This is a genomic window from Xanthobacter sp. (genome assembly GCF_041911315.1).
Taxonomy (GTDB): Bacteria; Pseudomonadota; Alphaproteobacteria; order Rhizobiales; family Xanthobacteraceae; genus Xanthobacter; species Xanthobacter aminoxidans.
Genome location: NZ_JAYRPE010000027.1, coordinates 1 through 18,053, shown reverse-complemented (window position 1 = coordinate 18,053; position 18,053 = coordinate 1). Strand labels below are relative to the sequence as shown.

At 66.8% G+C, this 18,053-nt stretch carries 16 protein-coding genes; all 16 read right to left on the bottom strand.

Annotation, left to right across the window (positions count from 1 at the left end; translation table 11 throughout):
• Nucleotides 1–32: 32 nt before the first annotated feature.
• The gene (locus tag ACE3QW_RS10170) at nucleotides 33–1,703 is read right to left on the bottom strand and encodes a ribonuclease J (RefSeq protein WP_024278580.1); all 1,671 of its coding nucleotides are present in this window, start codon (nucleotides 1,701–1,703) and stop codon (nucleotides 33–35) included.
• A gap of 211 nt (nucleotides 1,704–1,914) precedes the next feature.
• The gene (locus ACE3QW_RS10165) at nucleotides 1,915–2,682 is read right to left on the bottom strand and encodes a biotin--[acetyl-CoA-carboxylase] ligase (protein WP_374251410.1); all 768 of its coding nucleotides are present in this window, start codon (nucleotides 2,680–2,682) and stop codon (nucleotides 1,915–1,917) included.
• Nucleotides 2,683–2,685: 3 nt separating this feature from the next.
• Nucleotides 2,686–4,116 carry an NADH-quinone oxidoreductase subunit NuoN gene (gene nuoN / locus ACE3QW_RS10160; RefSeq protein WP_374251409.1) on the bottom strand — a complete coding sequence of 477 codons (1,431 nt, stop codon included), beginning with the start codon at nucleotides 4,114–4,116 and terminating at the stop codon, nucleotides 2,686–2,688.
• A 16-nt stretch (nucleotides 4,117–4,132) separates the two neighbouring features.
• Nucleotides 4,133–5,644, bottom strand: a complete 1,512-nt coding sequence (locus tag ACE3QW_RS10155) for an NADH-quinone oxidoreductase subunit M (protein WP_374251408.1) — start codon at nucleotides 5,642–5,644, stop codon at nucleotides 4,133–4,135.
• Nucleotides 5,645–5,646: 2 nt separating this feature from the next.
• On the bottom strand, nucleotides 5,647–7,572 hold the full coding sequence (gene nuoL / locus ACE3QW_RS10150; protein ID WP_374251407.1) for an NADH-quinone oxidoreductase subunit L: 1,926 nt from the start codon (nucleotides 7,570–7,572) through the stop codon (nucleotides 5,647–5,649).
• A gap of 4 nt (nucleotides 7,573–7,576) precedes the next feature.
• Complete coding sequence (nuoK, locus tag ACE3QW_RS10145) at nucleotides 7,577–7,885, bottom strand: NADH-quinone oxidoreductase subunit NuoK (protein ID WP_024278575.1); 309 nt, start codon at nucleotides 7,883–7,885, stop codon at nucleotides 7,577–7,579.
• An 11-nt stretch (nucleotides 7,886–7,896) separates the two neighbouring features.
• The gene (locus ACE3QW_RS10140; protein WP_029558857.1) at nucleotides 7,897–8,505 is read right to left on the bottom strand and encodes an NADH-quinone oxidoreductase subunit J; all 609 of its coding nucleotides are present in this window, start codon (nucleotides 8,503–8,505) and stop codon (nucleotides 7,897–7,899) included.
• A gap of 196 nt (nucleotides 8,506–8,701) precedes the next feature.
• Entirely contained in the window at nucleotides 8,702–9,190 is a 489-nt protein-coding gene (nuoI, locus tag ACE3QW_RS10135) for an NADH-quinone oxidoreductase subunit NuoI (RefSeq protein WP_024278573.1), read from the bottom strand.
• Nucleotides 9,191–9,233: 43 nt separating this feature from the next.
• On the bottom strand, nucleotides 9,234–10,253 hold the full coding sequence (gene nuoH, locus ACE3QW_RS10130) for an NADH-quinone oxidoreductase subunit NuoH (protein WP_374251406.1): 1,020 nt from the start codon (nucleotides 10,251–10,253) through the stop codon (nucleotides 9,234–9,236).
• Between the two features lie 50 nt (nucleotides 10,254–10,303).
• Nucleotides 10,304–12,382: an NADH-quinone oxidoreductase subunit NuoG gene (gene nuoG / locus ACE3QW_RS10125; protein ID WP_374251458.1), complete on the bottom strand. Its 2,079-nt coding sequence runs from the start codon at nucleotides 12,380–12,382 to the stop codon at nucleotides 10,304–10,306.
• A 117-nt stretch (nucleotides 12,383–12,499) separates the two neighbouring features.
• The gene (gene nuoF, locus ACE3QW_RS10120) at nucleotides 12,500–13,804 is read right to left on the bottom strand and encodes an NADH-quinone oxidoreductase subunit NuoF (protein ID WP_374251405.1); all 1,305 of its coding nucleotides are present in this window, start codon (nucleotides 13,802–13,804) and stop codon (nucleotides 12,500–12,502) included.
• Nucleotides 13,805–13,809: 5 nt separating this feature from the next.
• The gene (gene nuoE / locus ACE3QW_RS10115; protein ID WP_374251404.1) at nucleotides 13,810–14,499 is read right to left on the bottom strand and encodes an NADH-quinone oxidoreductase subunit NuoE; all 690 of its coding nucleotides are present in this window, start codon (nucleotides 14,497–14,499) and stop codon (nucleotides 13,810–13,812) included.
• Between the two features lie 74 nt (nucleotides 14,500–14,573).
• The gene (locus ACE3QW_RS10110) at nucleotides 14,574–15,761 is read right to left on the bottom strand and encodes an NADH-quinone oxidoreductase subunit D (protein WP_029558862.1); all 1,188 of its coding nucleotides are present in this window, start codon (nucleotides 15,759–15,761) and stop codon (nucleotides 14,574–14,576) included.
• 32 nt (nucleotides 15,762–15,793) lie between these two features.
• Nucleotides 15,794–16,423 (bottom strand): NADH-quinone oxidoreductase subunit C, encoded by a 630-nt coding sequence (locus ACE3QW_RS10105; protein ID WP_024278567.1) that lies wholly within the window; start codon nucleotides 16,421–16,423, stop codon nucleotides 15,794–15,796.
• Nucleotides 16,424–16,438: 15 nt separating this feature from the next.
• Nucleotides 16,439–17,023, bottom strand: a complete 585-nt coding sequence (locus ACE3QW_RS10100) for an NADH-quinone oxidoreductase subunit B family protein (RefSeq protein ID WP_024278566.1) — start codon at nucleotides 17,021–17,023, stop codon at nucleotides 16,439–16,441.
• Nucleotides 17,014–17,379, bottom strand: coding sequence for an NADH-quinone oxidoreductase subunit A (locus tag ACE3QW_RS10095; protein WP_024278565.1), 366 nt, complete (start codon nucleotides 17,377–17,379; stop codon nucleotides 17,014–17,016). Before ACE3QW_RS10095 ends, ACE3QW_RS10100 begins: the two co-directional genes overlap by 10 nt.
• Between the last annotated feature and the right edge of the window lie 674 nt (nucleotides 17,380–18,053).

Sequence of the window (18,053 nt, the reverse complement as noted above, 5' to 3'; positions counted from 1 at the left end):
ACGACCTCCGCAGGAGAGAAGGTGGAGAGAACTCACACCTCCAGCACGTGGACGTGGCAGACCGGCTTCTTGCCCCACACCGCGTTCACCGCCGAACGCACGGCCCGCTCCAGGCTCTCCGCCAACGCTTCCGGGTCGCGGCGGCGGGCCTTGGGCAGATTGTCGAGGGTGGCGACCACCGTGTCGAGCACGTGGTCGAGCATGTCCACGCCCCCTTCCCCGCGCTCCGGCACGCCGGTGATCTCGACGGAGGGATCGCCGGCAAGGCCGCCCTGCTTGTTCACGGCGACGGCGATGGAGATGGCGCCTACGAAGCTCAGCTTGCGCCGCTCGGGAATGGCGCGCGCACCTTCGGCCAGCAGCAGGCGGCCGTCCTTGTAGAGGCGGCCGAAGGGCACGTCGTCCACCCGCTCGGCCGGGCCCGGCGCGAGGCGGATGACGTTGCCGTCATAGCAGTTCAGCACCTCCGGCACGCCGAGACGGCGGGCGAGCAGAGCGTGCTCGTGCAGGTGCAGCGCCTCGCCATGCACCGGGATCGCCACCTGCGGGCGGATCATGCGGTACATCTCCTCCAGCTCGCCGCGGCGGGGATGGCCGGAGACGTGGACGAGAGCGGTGCGATCGGTGATGACCTCCACCCCGCGCTTGATGAGCGCGTTGACGATGTGGTTCACCACCTTCTCGTTGCCGGGAATGGTGCGCGAGGAGAACACCACCTGGTCGCCGGGCGACAGGGCGATCTCGGGATGGTCGTCATCGGCGATGCGGCGCAGCGCGGCGCGCGGCTCGCCCTGGCTGCCGGTGAGGATAGCCACCACCCGCTCGCGCGGCAGATATCCATAGGCGTCCGCGCCGCGGAAGGCGGGAATGCCGTCCAGCAGCCCCTGCTCGCGGGCGACGCCGATGACGCGCTCCAGCGCCCGGCCCACCAGCACCACCTCGCGGCCATTGGCATAGGCCGCCTCGGCGATGCCGCGGATGCGGGCCACGTTGGACGAGAAGGTGGTGAAGGCGATGCGGTGCTTCGCCTTGGCGACGATGGCCTTCAGCGAGGCTCCCACGTCGGCCTCGGACGGGGAGATGCCGTCGCGGATGGCATTGGTGGAATCGCAGATGATGGCGCGCACGCCCTCATCGCCCAGCGCCTTCAGCCGCGCGATGTCGGTGGCTTCGCCCACGAGGGGGGTCGGGTCGAGCTTCCAATCGCCGGTATGAACCACCAGCCCCGCTTTGGTGCGGATGGCCAGGGCATGGCTGTCGGGGATGGAGTGCGACACCGGCACGAATTCGACGCTGAACGGCCCGATCTGCACCGGCTGGCGCGCGCGCACCACCTCGATGGGCAGCTCCGAGGGAGCGCCGGGCTCCCCTGCCCGCTTTGCTTCCAGCAGGCCGGCGGTGAAGCGCGTGGTGTAGATGGGGCACTTGAGGCGCGGCCAGAGGTCCAACACCGCGCCGATATGGTCCTCATGACCATGGGTCAGCACGAGGCCGGCGATCTTCTTGCGCTCGGATTCCAGGAAGCGGATGTCGGGCAGCACAAGGTCGACGCCGGGCGCCTCATCCCCGGCGAAGCTCATGCCGAGGTCGACAATGAGCCATTCCCGCGCCTTCTTCGGGCCGAAGCCGTAGAGGCCGAGGTTCATTCCGATCTCGCCCACGCCGCCGAGAGGCGCGAAGACCAGTTCTTCCGAGGGTGCCATCAAAGGGTCACTTCCAAACGCGGCGCCCGCAATGCCGGCTGCCCCGGAGCGCGTCTGCCCCGGGACGCACCGACAGCGCGTGGCGCGCCAAACACAAACAGCCCCACGGCGCGGGGCTCATGAAAAGGCGGGCGGCCGCATGATGGAGGCGCGCCGCCGCAATGCAAGCCTTCAGCACACGCGCGCGACGATACGCACGTGCGCGGGCAAGTCAGTCCGGCTTGCCGAGGGAGACATCGCCCGCGGTGATGATCTCGGCCACGCCGTCGCGACGCCGCAGCATCATGGCGCCGCGGGTGTCGATATTCTCGAAGCGGCCCACCACCTCGCGCTCGCCGATCTTGACGCTCACCTGATCGCCCATGCCCAGGGCGTGGCGCATCCAGTCCGAGCGAATGGCGGGAAAGCCGGCGCCGGCGTTCCACTGGTTGAGGCGAACCGCCATGGCGAGGTCGAGCGCTTCCAGCATCCGGTCGGGCGCGGTGGGCGCGCCCAGCGCCTCGAGGCTGGTCGCCTTGTAGGGCAGGTCCTCGGGATGGTGCAGGCAGTTGACGCCGAAGCCGATGACCGCGGCGGGGCGGCCGTGCGGATCGGTACCGCCCTCCACCAGGATGCCGGCCACCTTGCCGCCCTCGATCAGGAGGTCGTTCGGCCACTTGAGCTTCATGTTGTCCGTCGCGATCTGCGGCGCGGCGGAGATCACCGCGTCCCGCAGCGCAAGGCCGGCGACGAAGCAGAGCTGTGCAAGGTTCGCCACCGGCGCCGGATTGGGCAGCACGAGGGTGGCGAAGAGATTGCCGAGCTCAGACGTCCACGGACGGCCACGGCGTCCCCGCCCGGCCGTCTGGATGTCGGCGACCAGCCACACCGGGAAGGTCTCGCCCCGCTGCAGGCGTGCCATCCCCTCGGCGTTGGTGGAGCCGATCTGGGTGAAGCGGACGATGGGAACCGTGGAACCCTGGAATTCGTAATGAGCCATCGTTCAGAAAAGCGAACGGGCGGCGACACTCGCTGCCTCAATGAGAGGAGCGGGATAGACGAAATAGAAGATGGTGAAAAGCCCGCTCACCGCCAGCACCGCCTTCAGCTCGGTCGGCATGGGGTCAAAGGCGTCCACCGGCTCGTCGAAATACATGATCTTGACGACGCGCAGGTAATAGAAGGCGCCCACCACCGAGGCGAGCACGCCCACCACGGAGAGGCCATAGAGGCCCGCCTGGATGGCGGCGACGAAGACGTAGTACTTGGCGAGGAAGCCCGCGAGCGGCGGGATGCCGGCCAGCGAGAACATGAGCGCGCCCAGCATCAGCGCCATCAGCGGATTGCGACGGGCAAGGCCGGCGAGATCATCCACCGTCTCCACCGCCTGGCCCTTGCGGCGCATGGTGAGGACGCAGGCGAAGGTGCCGAGCGTCATCATCAGATAGATGGCCATGTACAACAGCACGCCGCGCACGCCCTCGGCGGTGCCGGCGGCGAGGCCGACGAGGGCGAAGCCCATGTGGCCGATGGAGGAGTAAGCGAGCAGTCGCTTGATGTTGCGCTGGCCGATGGCGGCGAAGGCACCGAGCACCATGGAGGCGAGCGAGACGAAGGCGACGATCTGCTGCCACTGGTGCGAGACGTGGGGGAAGGCCTCGATCAGCACCCGCACGAAGATCGCCATGCCGGCGACCTTCGGGGCGGAGGCGAAGAAAGCGGTGACAGGCGTGGGCGCGCCTTCATAGACGTCCGGCGTCCACATGTGGAAAGGCACCGCCGACACCTTGAAGCACAGGCCCGCGACCAGGAAGACGAGGCCGAAGATGAGGCCGATGCTCGGCTCCTTCGCGATCGACGCGATCTGCAGGAAATTCACCGAGCCGGTGAAGCCATAGATCAGCGAGGCGCCGTAGAGCAGCATGCCCGAGGATAGCGCGCCGAGGACGAAATACTTCAGGCCCGCCTCGGTGGAGCGCACCGAGTCGCGGTTGATGGCAGCCACCACATAGAGCGAGAGGCTCATCAGCTCGAGGCCGAGATAGAGGGCGATGAGGTCGCCGGCCGACACCAGCATGAACATGCCGAGCGTGGCGATCACCACCAGCACCGCATATTCGAACTTCGCCTGCTTCTCCCGCGCCTGCCAGTCCACCGACATGATGAGGGAGACCAGCGCGCCGATGGAGACCAGCACCTTCATGAAGCGGCCGAAGGGATCGATCACCAGGGAGCCGTTGAAGGCGGAGACTTCGGCGCCCGGCTGAAGCAGCACCAGCACGCCCGCCGCGGCGAGCACCGCGATGGCAAGGCCCGTGACCAGATTGGCCGAGCCCTCCCCGCGGAACGCGCCGATGAGGATCAGCGCGATGGCCGAGACGGCGAGCACCAGTTCCGGCAGGACCGCGCCGAGGGGAGGCAGGAGCTGCGACATGAGGCGTCCTCGAAAATCAGAAGCTCAGCAGCAGGGCGGTCTTCACCGCGCCGGCCACGGAATCGGTGCGCGCGACGACCGCGTTCACCGCATGGGATGTCATGTTGAGGATGGGCGCGGGCCACACGCCGAACAGGATGGTGAGGATCACCAGCGGGACCATGATGGCGATCTCGCGGGGCGAGAGATCCATCATGGACTTCAGCTTCTCCTTCTCCAGCGGGCCGAACACCACGCGCCAGTAGAGCCACAGGGCATAGGCCGCGGAGAGGATCACGCCGGTGGCCGCGAAGAAGGCAACCCAGGTGTTGCGCTCGAAGGCGGCGAGCATGGTGAGGAACTCGCCGATGAAGCCCGACGTGCCCGGCAGGCCCACATTGGCCATGGTGAACACCATCAGCACCGTCGCGTAGAGCGGCATGCGCTTCACGAGGCCGCCATAGGCGGCGATCTCGCGGGTGTGCAGCCGGTCGTAGATCACGCCGACACACAGGAACAGCGCGGCCGAGACGAAGCCGTGGGAGATCATGAGGAACATGGCGCCCTGCAGGCCCGCCTCGTTCATCGCGAAGATGCCCATGGTCACGAAGCCCATGTGGGCGATGGACGAATAGGCGATGAGCTTCTTGATGTCCTCCTGCACCAGCGCGACGAGCGAGGTGTAGATGATGGCCACCACCGAGAGGGTGAACACCAGAGGCGCGAAATAGTGGCTCGCCTCCGGGAACATGGGCAGCGAGAAGCGCAGGAAGCCGTAGCCGCCCATCTTCAGGAGCACGCCGGCCAGGATGACGGAGCCGGCGGTGGGCGCCTCCACGTGGGCGTCGGGCAGCCAGGTGTGCACCGGCCACATGGGCATCTTCACGGCGAAGGAGGCGAAGAAGGCCAACCAGAGCCAGTACTGCATGCCCGACGGGAAGCCGAACTGCATCAGGGTGGGCACGTCGGTGGTGCCGGCCTTCCAGTACATGGCCATGATGGCGAGCATCATCAGCACGGAGCCGGCCAGCGTGTAGAGGAAGAACTTGAAGGCCGCGTAGATGCGGCGCGGCCCGCCCCACACGCCGATGATGAGGAACATCGGGATGAGGCCGCCCTCGAAGAAGAAGTAGAAGAGGACGAGGTCGAGGGCCGTGAAGGTGCCGAGCATCATGGTCTCGAGCACCAGGAAGGCGATCATGTATTCCTTCACCCGCTTATGCACGCTCTCCCAGGAGGCGAGGATGCAGAAGGGCATGAGGAAGGTGGTGAGGATGACGAAGGGCAGCGAGATGCCGTCCACGCCCATGTGGTAGGAGGCGAGATCGCCGAGCCACGCCTTCTTTTCCACGAACTGGAAGCCGGGAGCCGCGGCATCGAAGCCCGGCAGCAGCAGCAGCGACACCAGGAAGGTGACGAGCGTCGTCCACAGCGCCACCCAGCGGGCGTTGCGCGCGGAGACGTCGTCGTCGCCCCGCACCACGAGGATGAAGAGCGCCCCGACCAGCGGCAGGAAGGTGACGACGGAGAGGATGGGCCAGTCGGTCATCGTCACACTCCGGCGAACATGAACCAGGTGATGAGGGCCGCGACGCCGATCAGCATCACGAAGGCGTAGTGGTAGAGGTAGCCGGTCTGCAGCCGCACCACCCCGCGGGTGATGTCGAGCACGCGGGCGGAGACACCATCCGGTCCCAGCCCATCGATGATGGTGCCGTCACCGCGCTTCCACAGGGTGCGGCCAAGCCAGAGGGCCGGGCGCACAAAGAGGAAGTTGTAGATCTCGTCGAAGTACCACTTGTTCAGGAGGAACTGGTACAGCGCGTCCTGCGACTTCGCGAGCGCCGGCGGGATCTTCGGGTTCACGAGATAGAACCAGATGGCGATCAGCGATCCCACCACCATCATCACCGTGGGGGCGAAGGCCGCCCAGCCGGGGATGTCATGCATGGCGTGGAGAATGTGGTTCTCCGCGCCCATGAAGATGGAATGGCGGAAGAAGTCGTGCACACCCTCGCCCACGAAGATGCCGTGGAAGGCCCAGCCCGCGAAGATCGCGCCGAGGGACAGCACGCCAAGCGGAATGGTCATCACCAGCGGGCTCTCGTGCGCGGCCTCATAATGATGATGGTCGTGCGGGTGACCCCAGAAGGTGAGGAAGATCAGGCGCCAGGAATAGAAGGCGGTGAGCGCCGCGGCGATCACGGTCATCCAGTAGCCGTAGGTGCGGAAGTAGTTGTGGCTCGCATAGGCCGCCTCGATGATGGCGTCCTTCGAGTAATAGCCGGCGAGGAACGGGAAGCCGGTGATGGCCAGCGTGCCGATCACCATGGTCCAGTAGGTGTAGGGGATCTTCTTCCGAAGGCCGCCCATGTGCCGCATGTCCTGCTCGTGGTGCATGGCGTGGATGACCGAGCCGGCACCGAGGAACAGCAGCGCCTTGAAGAAGGCGTGCGTCAGCAGGTGGAACATGCCGATGGAATAGGCGCCCGCGCCCATCGCCACGAACATGTAGCCGAGCTGGGAACAGGTGGAGTAGGCGATCACCTTCTTAATGTCGTTCTGCACCAGGCCGACGGTGGCGGCGAAGAATGCGGTGGTGGCGCCCACCAGCATCACCACGTTGAGCGCGGTCTGCGACAGCTCGAAGATGGGCGACATGCGCGCCACCATGAACACGCCGGCGGTCACCATGGTGGCGGCGTGGATGAGGGCGGAGACCGGGGTCGGGCCTTCCATCGCGTCCGGCAGCCAGGTGTGCAGCATGAACTGGGCCGACTTGCCGCACGCCCCGACGAACAGCAGCAGGGCGATCACGGTCGGCGCGTCCCAGTGGTGGCCGAGGAAGGGAATGGTCTTGCCGGCGAGGCCCGGTGCGGCCGCGAATACCTGCTCGAAGCTCACCGAGTTGGTCATCACGAAGAGGGCGAAGATGCCCAGCATGAAGCCGAAGTCGCCCACGCGGTTCACCACGAAGGCCTTCATGGCCGCCGCGTTCGCCGAGGGCTTCTCGTACCAGAAGCCGATGAGCAGATAGGAGGCGAGGCCCACGCCTTCCCAGCCGAAGAACAGCTGGAGCAGATTGTCCGCCGTCACCAGCATGAGCATGGCGAAGGTGAACAGCGAGAGATAGGCGAAGAAGCGCGGCCGGCTCGGATCCTCGTGCATGTAGCCGATGGAGTAGAGATGGACGAGCGAGGACACGGTGGTGACGACGATCAGCATGATCACCGTCATGGTGTCGATGCGGAACGCCCAGTCGACCTTGAGGTCGCCGACGTAGATCCACTTCATCACCTGCACGCGCGTGTCGTGGTCGCCGAAGCCGACCGAGAAGAACGCGATCCAGGCGAGCAGGCACGCGACGAACAGGAACGAGGTGGTCACCACCTCGCTGGCGCGGTCACCGATCTTCTTGCCGAACAGGCCGGCGATGAGAAAGCCGAGAAGGGGGAGGAAGACGATCGCCTGATACATGGCCTCAGCCCTTCATGGCGTTGATGTCCTCGACGGCGATCGAACCGCGGTTGCGGTAGAACACCACGAGGATGGCGAGGCCGATGGCCGCCTCGGCTGCGGCGACGGTGAGCACGAGCAGCGCGAACACCTGTCCCGTCAGGTTCCCGAGGAAGGCGGAGAACGAGACGAGGTTGATGTTCACGGCGAGCAGGATCAGCTCCACCGACATGAGGATGACGATGACGTTCTTCCGGTTGAGGAAGATGCCGAGCGTCCCGAGCGTGAACAGGATCGCCGCGACGGTCAGATAGTGGGAGAGACCGATGTCCATGCCCATCCCCCTCAAAGGCCCTGGCCGGGACGCACCTTCACCACCTCGATGGTGGAGGAGCGCGTCACCTGAGCCGTGATGTTCTGCCGGCGCACGTTCACCTTGTGGCGCAGCGTGAGCACGATGGCGCCGATCATGGCGACGAGCAGCACGAAGCCGGCGGCCTGGAAGAAGTAGATGTAGTCCGTGTAGAGCACGGCCGCGATGGCGCGCACGTTGCTCTCGGTGGCGATGCCGCCCGGCGCGGACTGCACCGCGGAGGCGACCCCGGGGCCGGTCGCCCATGCGCCGACCACCAGCACCAGCTCGGCGAGGAAGATCATGCCGACCACCACGCCCACCGGCAGGTATTGCAGGAAGCCCTGGCGCAACTCCACGAAGTCCACGTCGAGCATCATCACGACGAAGAGGAAGAGCACCGCCACCGCGCCCACATAGACCACGACCAGGATCAGCGCGAGGAACTCGGCGCCGATGAGGATGAAGAGGCCCGCCGCGTTCACGAACGCGAGGATGAGGAACAGAACCGACTGCACCGGGTTGCGGGAGGAGATCACCATGAAGGCGGACGCCACCAGCACGAAGGCGAAGAGATAGAAAAACGCTGCCGCGACGCTCATGCGCGTAGCCCCCCTGCCCGCGGCGCGTCCGCGCCGGTCATGTCCGGCCCCGCAAGGCGGCCGGCCCCTCTGATGTCCTGACGCATCCCGAAAACCCGACGCATCCCGAAAGTCCGATCTATGGCGCCGCGCGCATGGCGCGTCGCCGGTCCCGTTTCAGAAGGCCGGCAGGATGCCGGCCGATGTCTCACGCCCCTCAGCGGTACGGCGCATCGAGTGCGATGGACCGCGCGATCTCGCGCTCCCACCGGTCGCCGTTCGCGAGCAGCTTTTCCTTGTCGTAGTAGAGTTCTTCGCGCGTCTCGGTGGCGAACTCGAAGTTCGGTCCCTCGACGATGGCATCCACCGGGCACGCCTCCTGGCAGAAGCCGCAATAGATGCACTTCACCATGTCGATGTCGTAACGGGTGGTGCGGCGCGTGCCGTCGTTGCGGCGCGGGCCGGCCTCGATGGTGATGGCCTGCGCCGGGCAGATGGCCTCGCACAGCTTGCAGGCGATGCAGCGCTCTTCCCCGTTGGGATAGCGGCGCAGGGCATGCTCGCCGCGGAAGCGCGGCGAGAGCGGGCCCTTCTCGAAGGGATAGTTCAGCGTCGCCTTGGGCTTGAAGAAATAGCGCATGGCGAGGAAGAAGCCCGAGACGAGCTCGGTGAGAAAGATGGCGCGCGCGGCCTGATCGAGCTTCACAGGCGCTCTCCCCGAAGGCTGTGCGAAAGGGCGGAAGGAACGGTCATTGCGGCGCCGTCCCGGTGAAGTGCAGCACGCCCGCGACCACCACGACGGCGACGAGGGAGATCGGCAGGAACACCTTCCAGCCGAGCCGCATGAGCTGGTCGTAGCGATAGCGGGGCACCATGGCCTTGGCCATCGCGAACAGGAAGAACATGAAGCAGAGCTTGATGACGAACCACACCAGCCCCGGCACCCAGGTGAAGGGCGCGAACGGGATGGGCGAGAGCCAGCCGCCGAGGAACAGGATGGTTCCCATGGCGCACATGGTCATGATCGCCACGTACTCGCCGAGCATGAACAGCAGATAGGGCGTCGAGCCGTATTCGGTCATGAAGCCCGCCACCAGCTCCGACTCCGCTTCCACGAGATCGAAGGGCGGGCGGTTCGTCTCGGCCAGGGCCGACACGAAGAAGATGACGAACATGGGCAGCAGCGGCAGCCAGTACCAGCCGAGGATGCCGAAGCGGCCGTTCTGCGCCTCGACGATCTCGGAGAGGTTCAGCGAGCCGGCGCACATCAGCACGGTGATGATGACGAAGCCGATGGAGACTTCGTAGGACACCATCTGCGCCGCCGAGCGGAGCGCGGCGAGGAAGGGATACTTCGAGTTCGAAGCCCAGCCGCCCATGATGATGCCGTACACGCCGAGCGACGAGATGGCGAAGATGTAGAGCACGCCGACGTTGAGATCGGCGATGACCCAGCCCTGCGCGATGGGCACCACCGCCCAGGCGGCGAGCGCGAGCACGCAGGTGACCAGCGGCGCGAGCAGGAAGATCGCCTTGTTGGAGCCCGACGGGATAGTCGGCTCCTTCAGCACGAACTTCAGAAGGTCGGCGAAGGACTGGAAGAGGCCGAACGGCCCCACCACGTTGGGGCCGCGGCGCAGTTGCACCGCCGCCCAGATCTTGCGGTCCGCCAGCAGGATGAAGGCGATGAAGATCAACAGCGCCACGAGCAGAGCAAGGCTCTGCCCGAGGATGATGAGCACCTGGATGAGGGTGTCCTGCCAGTTCATGTCCGCGTTTCCGTGAAGCTCGCAGCCGTCCGGTTCACCGTGCCCATCGCCTACTCCGCCGCTTCCGCCGCCGCCGCAAGGCGCAGCGCGGAGCATTCGGCCATCACGGCGGAAGCCCGCGCGATGGGGTTGGTGAGGAAGAAGTCCTCGATCACCGGCGCGAACGCCGCCTTGTCCACGCTGCCGCCGACACCCGCGAGGGTCGACACGGCGCCCGCGTCCGCCACCGCCGCCTCGTCGATATGGCCGAGGTGGGGATAGGCGGAGACGAGCTGGGCGCGCAGCGCCTGCATGTTGTCGAAGGGCAGCGTCTGGCCCAGCACCTCGGAGAGCGCCCGCAGGATCGCCCAGTCCTCGCGCGCCTCGCCGGGCGGGAAGGCGGCGCGGTTGGCGAACTGCACCCGGCCTTCCGTGTTCACATAGATGCCGCTCTTCTCGGGATAGGCGGCGCCGGGCAGGATCACGTCCGCCCGGTGGGCGCCGCGATCACCATGGGTGCCGAGATAGACGACGAAGGCGCCGGGGGCGACTTCAACCTCGTCCGCACCCATCAGGAAGGCCACGTCCAGGGCACCGGGGGCGGTCATTCCAGCCACGTCCAGCCCGCCGGGGCCGGGCACCGCACCCACATCGAGGGCACCGACGCGGGCGGCGGCCGTGTGCAGCACGCCGAAGCCGTTCCAGCCGTCCTTCACCGCGCCCACCGCCACCGCCACGCGGGCGGCCAGCGAGAGCACCGCCGCGCCATCCGGCCGCGCCAGCGCGCCCTGGCCGACGATGACCAGCGGCCGCTCGGCCTTGCGCAGGATATCCCCAAACGCGGAAGAGCCGGCGAGGTCGGCGAGGCTGTCGGGGCCGGCGCCGAGATAGTCGTAGCTATAGGTGAGGTCCACCTTGGTGCCGATGAGGCCGATCTTCAGCCCGCCCTGGCGCCAGCGCTTGCGGATGCGCGCATTGATGACGGACGCCTCATGCCGGGGGTCGGTACCCACGAGGAGGATAGCGTCCGCCTGCTCGATGCCGGAGATGGTGGGGTTGAACACATAAGTTGCGCGGCCGAGCGCCGGATCGAGCTTGGCGCCATCCTGGCGCGCGTCGATGTTGGCGGAACCGAGCTTGCCCATGAGCGTCTTGAGGGCGAACACCTCTTCCACGCTGGCGAGGTCGCCGATGATCGCGCCGATCTTCGCGGGGGCGGTGCCCTTCACCTTGGCGGCGATGGCGGCGAACGCCTCGCTCCAGGTGGCGGGCACAAGCCGGCCGTCCTTGCGCACATAGGGGCGATCAAGGCGCTGGACCTTCAGACCATCCCAGACATAACGGGACTTGTCGGAGATCCACTCCTCGTTCACCGCGTCGTTGTTGCGCGGCAGGAAGCGCATGACTTCGCGGCCACGGGTGTCGATGCGGATGTTGGAGCCCACCGCATCCATGACGTCGATGGACTCGGTCTTGATCAGCTCCCACGGCCGGGCGTGGAACTGGTAGGGCTTGTGGGTGAGCGCGCCCACCGGGCAGAGATCCGCCACGTTACCCTGCATCTCGGAGCGCATGGCATGCTCGAGATAGGTGGTGATCTCCATGTCCTCGCCGCGGCCGATGGCGCCGAGGTCCGGCACGCCGGCGACTTCAGTCGAGAAGCGCACGCAACGGGTGCACTGGATGCACCGGTTCATGGAGGTCTTGACCAGCGGGCCGATGTACTTGTCTTCCACGGCGCGCTTGTTCTCGGCGAAGCGCGAGGTGTCCGCGCCGTAGGCCATGGCCTGGTCCTGCAGGTCGCACTCGCCGCCCTGATCGCAGATCGGGCAATCCAGCGGGTGGTTGATGAGCAGGAACTCCATCACCCCTTCGCGGGCCTTCTTCACCATGGGGCTCTTGGTGAGCACCACGGGCGGCTCGCCGTTGGGGCCGGGGCGCAGGTCCTTCACCGCCATGGCGCAGGACGCCGTGGGCTTGGGCGGACCGCCCTTCACTTCCACAAGGCACATGCGGCAGTTGCCGGCGATGGACAGCCGCTCATGGAAGCAGAAGCGCGGAATCTCGACGCCCGCCGCCTCGCACGCCTGAAGCAGCGTGTATTCGGCAGGTACATCGACCTCGGTTCCGTCGACGACGATCTTCGCCATCACTTCCACCTCACCTTGAACCGCGCCGGGCGCGGCCGGAGCCGGACGCACGGCGCCCGCTCCCTAGGACAACTCCCCTCCCCGCCCGTCGCGTCAGCGCGCCCGGCGGGGTGCTCTTCACTCCGCCGCCACCGGAACCACCGGTTCCGGATGCGGGTTGGCGGCATACTGGTCGATGCGCGCCTCGATCACATGACGATAGTGCCGGATGAGGCCCTGCACCGGCCACGCGGCGGCGTCGCCGAGCGCGCAGATGGTGTGGCCCTCGATCTGGGTGGTGACTTCCAGCAGCAGGTCGATCTCGCGCTTCTGGGCGCGGCCCTCGGCCATGCGGTTGACCACGCGCCACATCCAGCCCGTGCCCTCGCGGCACGGCGTACACTGGCCGCAGCTCTCGTGCTTGAAGAAAGCCGAGATGCGGGCGATGGCCTTGATGATGTCCGTGGACTTGTCCATCACCAGCACGCCGGCCGTGCCGAAGGACGACTTCACGGCGCGGGTGCCGTCGAAGTCCATGATGAGGTCTTCGCACTGCTCGCCGGGGATCACCGGGCAGGATGCGCCGCCGGGGATGATGCCGAGCAGATTGTCCCAGCCGCCGCGAATGCCGCCGCCGTGCTTCTCCACGAGCTCCTTGAAGGGGATGCTCATGGCCTCTTCCACCACGCAGGGCGTGTTCACGTGGCCGGCGAGGGAGAACAGCTTGGTGCCCACATTGTTGGGGCGGCCGATGGAGGAGAACCAGGCCGCGCCGCGCCGCAGGATGGTGGGCGCGACCGCGATGCTCTCCACGTTATTCACCGTGGTGGGGCAGCCATAGAGGCCCATGTTCGCGGGGAATGGGGGCTTCAGGCGCGGCATGCCCTTCTTGCCCTCGAGGCTCTCCAGCAGCGCGGTTTCCTCGCCGCAGATATAGGCGCCGGCACCGTGGTGGACATAGAGGTCGAAGGGATAACCGTGGACGTTGTCCTTGCCGATGAGGCGCGCCTCATAGGCCTGGTCCACCGCCGCCTGCAGGCGTTCGCGCTCGAAGATGTATTCGCCGCGGATGTAGATATAGGCCGCATGGGCGCCCATGGCGAAGGAGGCGATCAGGCAGCCCTCGATCAGCGTATGCGGATCGTTGCGCATGATCTCCCGGTCCTTGCAGGTGCCGGGTTCGGATTCGTCGGCGTTCACCACCAGATAGTGGGGGCGGCCATCGGACTGCTTGGGCATGAAGGACCACTTCATGCCGGTGGAGAAGCCGGCGCCGCCGCGGCCGCGCAGGCCCGACGCCTTCATCTCGTTGATGATCCAGTCGCGGCCCTTCTCCAGGATGGCCTTGGTGCCGTCCCAGTTGCCGCGCTTGAGGGCGCCCTCAAGACCGAAGTCGTGGAAGCCGTAGAGATTGGTGAAGATGCGGTCCTTGTCGGCGAGCATGGGCGTCACTCCCCGGAAGTCGGCGCGGGCGCGCCGGATGTGGGGGCCTCGTCCGCGGGTGCCGCTTCCTGGCCGATCTTCACGTCGTGCGCATACAGCGCGGGATCGAGCAGCACACGCGGGCCGCCCTCGGGCTCCGAGCCCTTGCGCGAATTCTGCGGACCCACCTTCACCGGACGGCCGGCGGCGAGATCGTCGAGCAGCTTCTCGAAGTTCTCGGGGGTCAGGTCTTCGTAATAATCGTCGTTGATCTGCACCATGGGCGCGTTGGTGCAGGCGCCGAGGCACTCCACCTCGAGCCAGGAGAAGGTCCCGTCGGCCGAAACATGCCGCTCGTGGCCGATCTTCTTCTCGCAGACGTGCTTGATGGCTTCCGCGCCGCGCAGCATGCAGGGCGTGGTGCCGCACAGCTGGACGAAATACTTCCCCACCGGCTCAAGGTTGAACATGGTGTAGAAGGTGGCGATCTCCAGCACGCGGATGTTCGCCATGCCGAGGCGCTCGGCGACCGCGCGGATGGCAGGCTCGGGCAGCCAGCCGCCGGCGGCCTTCTGGGTTTCCCACAGCAAGGGCACCACGGCGCTGGCCTGCCGGCCTTCCGGATATTTGGCGATCAGCTTCTGCGCGATGGCCTCCAGCTCCGGCGTGAAGCTGAAGCTCTCGGGCTGCTCGGCGGCGAGGCGGCGGACGGACATGGTTCAGATCCCGGAAGAAGCCGCGCGCAGGCCGCGCGCGAGCATCGGGCAAAGGGCGAGAGGAAGGCGGGCCATCAGCGGTCCACCTCCCCGAACACGATGTCGAGCGAGCCGAGCACCGCGGAGACGTCGGCCAGCATGTGGCCGCGATTGAGGAAGTCCATCGCCTGAAGGTGCGCGAAGCCCGGAGCGCGGATCTTGCAGCGGTACGGCTTATTGGTGCCGTCCGAGACGAGATAGACGCCGAACTCGCCCTTGGGCGCTTCCACCGCGGCATACACGTCGCCTTCCGGCACGTGGAAACCCTCGGTGTAGAGCTTGAAGTGGTGGATGAGCGCTTCCATGGAGCGCTTCATCTCGGCCCGCTTCGGCGGCGCGACCTTGTGGTCCTGGGTGTGGACCGGGCCGCTCTCCTTCAGCAGGCGCTCGACGCACTGCTTCATGATGGCGGTGGACTGGCGCATCTCCTCCATGCGGACGAGATAGCGGTCGTAGCAGTCGCCGTGCTTGCCCACCGGAATGTCGAAATCGAGTTCCGAATAGCACTCGTAGGGCTGCGCGCGGCGCAGGTCCCACGCCGCGCCGGAGCCGCGCAGCACCGGGCCGGAGAAGCCCCAGGACAGCGCCTCGTCCACCGAGACGATGCCGATGTCCACGGTGCGCTGCTTGAAGATGCGGTTGTTGGTGACGAGGGCGTCGAGGTCCGCCACCAGCTTCAGGAACGGGTCGCAGAAGGCGCCGATATCTTCCACCAGAGCGCGCGGCAGATCCTGGTGGACGCCGCCGGGCCGGAAGAAGGCGGCATGCATGCGGCTGCCGGAGGCGCGCTCATAGAAGATCATGAGCTTCTCGCGCTCCTCGAAGCCCCACAGCGGCGGGGTCAGCGCGCCCACGTCCATGGCGAACGTGGTCACGTTGAGGAGGTGGGAAAGCAGACGCCCGATCTCGGAATAGAGCACGCGGATGAGCTGGCCGCGCTTGGGCACCTCGATGCCCAGCAGCTTCTCCACCGCGAGGCAGTAGGCGTGCTCCTGGTTCATCGGCGCGCAATAGTCGAGCCGGTCGAAATAGGGCACGGCCTGAAGATAGGTCTTGGCCTCGATCAGCTTCTCGGTGCCGCGGTGCAGCAGGCCGATGTGCGGGTCCACCCGCTCCACCACCTCGCCGTCCAGCTCCAGCACAAGGCGCAGCACGCCGTGCGCCGCAGGATGCTGCGGGCCGAAATTGATCTGGAAGTTGCGGACCTTGTCCGCGGGCTTCATCTCGTCGGCGACATCAACCATGAGACGCTCCCTCACCCGGCCTTGGGCGGCGCGGGCGGCTGGCCCGAGGCCTTCTCGTCACCGGGCAGGACGTATTCGACGCCCTCCCACGGCGAGAGGAAGTCGAAGTTCCGGAACTCCTGCGGCAGGCGGACCGGCTCGTAGACCACGCGCTTCTGGGCGTCGTCGTAGCGCACCTCGACGAAGCCCGTGGTCGGGAAGTCCTTGCGCAGGGGGTGGCCGTCGAAGCCGTAGTCCGTCAGCAGGCGGCGCAGCTCCGGGTGGCCGGTGAACAGGATGCCGTACATGTCGTAGGCCTCCCGCTCGAACCAGTTGGCCCCGGGGAAGACACCGGTGATGGAGGGCACCGGGGTGTCCTCGTCGGTGGCGACCTTGAGGCGGATGCGGGCGTTCTGCTTCACGGAAAGCAGGTGGTACACCACGTCGAACCGCTTCTCGCGGGCCGGATAATCCACGCCGCACACGTCCACGATGCAGGTGAACTGGCAGGCCGGGTCATCCCGGAGGAAAGTCACGGCCTTGACGATCTGCGACGGCTCGATGAAGAGCGCCAGCTCGCCATAGGCAATCTCGGTGCCGGTCACCACGCCCGGCAGGGCGCCCGATACGTGGGCGGCGAGGTCGTTGAGGGTCTCGTCCATCACACCGGCTCCCGATCAGCGCTCGATGGTGCCGATGCGGCGGATCTTCTTCTGCAGCAGCAGGATGCCGTAGAGCAGCGCCTCCGCGGTGGGCGGGCAGCCCGGCACGTAGATGTCCACCGGCACGATGCGATCGCAGCCGCGCACCACCGAATAGGAGAAGTGGTAGTAGCCGCCGCCATTGGCGCAGGAACCCATGGAGATGACGTAGCGCGGCTCCGGCATCTGGTCGTAGACCTTGCGGAGCGCGGGGGCCATCTTGTTGGTCAGCGTGCCGGCGACGATCATCACGTCCGACTGGCGCGGCGAGGCGCGCGGCGCGAAGCCGAAGCGCTCCACGTCGTAGCGCGGCATGGAGGCCTGCATCATCTCCACCGCGCAGCAGGCGAGACCGAAGGTCATCCACATGAGCGAGCCGGTGCGCGCCCAGGTGATGAGGTCGTCGGCGGTGGTGAGGAGGAAGCCCTTGTCCGCCAGCTCGTTGTTGATCTCCTTGAAGAAGGGATCATCAGCGCCGACGGGACGGCCGGTGGAGGGATCGACGATGCCGGTGGAGGCGCGTGCGATCTCGGGCTTGGTGGCCGAAGGGGTCAGTCCCATTCCAGAGCTCCCTTGCGCCATTCGTAGATGAACCCGACGGTGAGCACGCCGAGGAAGATCATCATCGACCAGAAGCCGAGGTCGCCGAGGCCACCGAAGCTGATCGCCCACGGGAAGAGGAAGGCGACCTCGAGGTCGAAGATGATGAAGAGGATGGACACCAGATAGAAGCGCACGTCGAACGTCATGCGCGCGTCGTCGAATGCGTTGAAGCCGCACTCGTACGCGGACAGCTTCTCCGGGTCCGGATTCTGGTAGGCGACGATGAAGGGCGACACCAGCAGGGCCAGGCCGATCACCGCGGAAACGCCGATGAAGATCACCACCGGCAGATAGTCCATGAGCAACGCGTTCATCTTGCTCGCACCTCGGAGCGCTCGGTCGGTGCCGTGGGCAGCGCGCTTGGCTCACCCATCAGGGTCAAAAGGAGCTTGAAACGGCTGATCGCCTGAAGCGTTACCGCGCCGTCCGGCTAGAGAAGTTCGAAACGACGCGAGAGCCTTATCGCAGCGCCAGAAGGGAGGCAAGTGCGCGGATCGGCCAAGGTGTCATGCCTTTGGTAGCGGATCGCGGGTGTGCCCGGTGCAGCCCGTCCGCGACCGCCGCGCCGCCCCTTTCGCAGCGCCGCGAAAGCTGGGCCGGAGCCGGCTTGCGGTTCTCTCACGGGAGGTAGATCGGGAGGGCCTCAATTCTGTGCAAGATGCAGTTGCGGGCGACTGTTGCATCCGTGCGACACAATGCCGTGTGCATCTTCCAGCCTTCCCCGGCCCCGCGGAGCGGCGAAGGCCCCGGCCGCAGCCCCAGCCAATCCATCAGCCAGCCTCCCGGCGCGAGCGAGTCGCACCGGGCGCGACCGCAGTGCCGGGGCGAATCCGCCACGGCGATTCTGCGTGAGGTCGGTGCCGGGGCGTGCCCGGCACCGGTTCAGCGATGGGGACGTGCGCCGCCCGCGCGGCCACCGCCGCCGCCGACGCGTCCGCCGCCACCCTGGAGCTTGGCACCACCGCCGCCACCGCTGCGGTACTGCTTC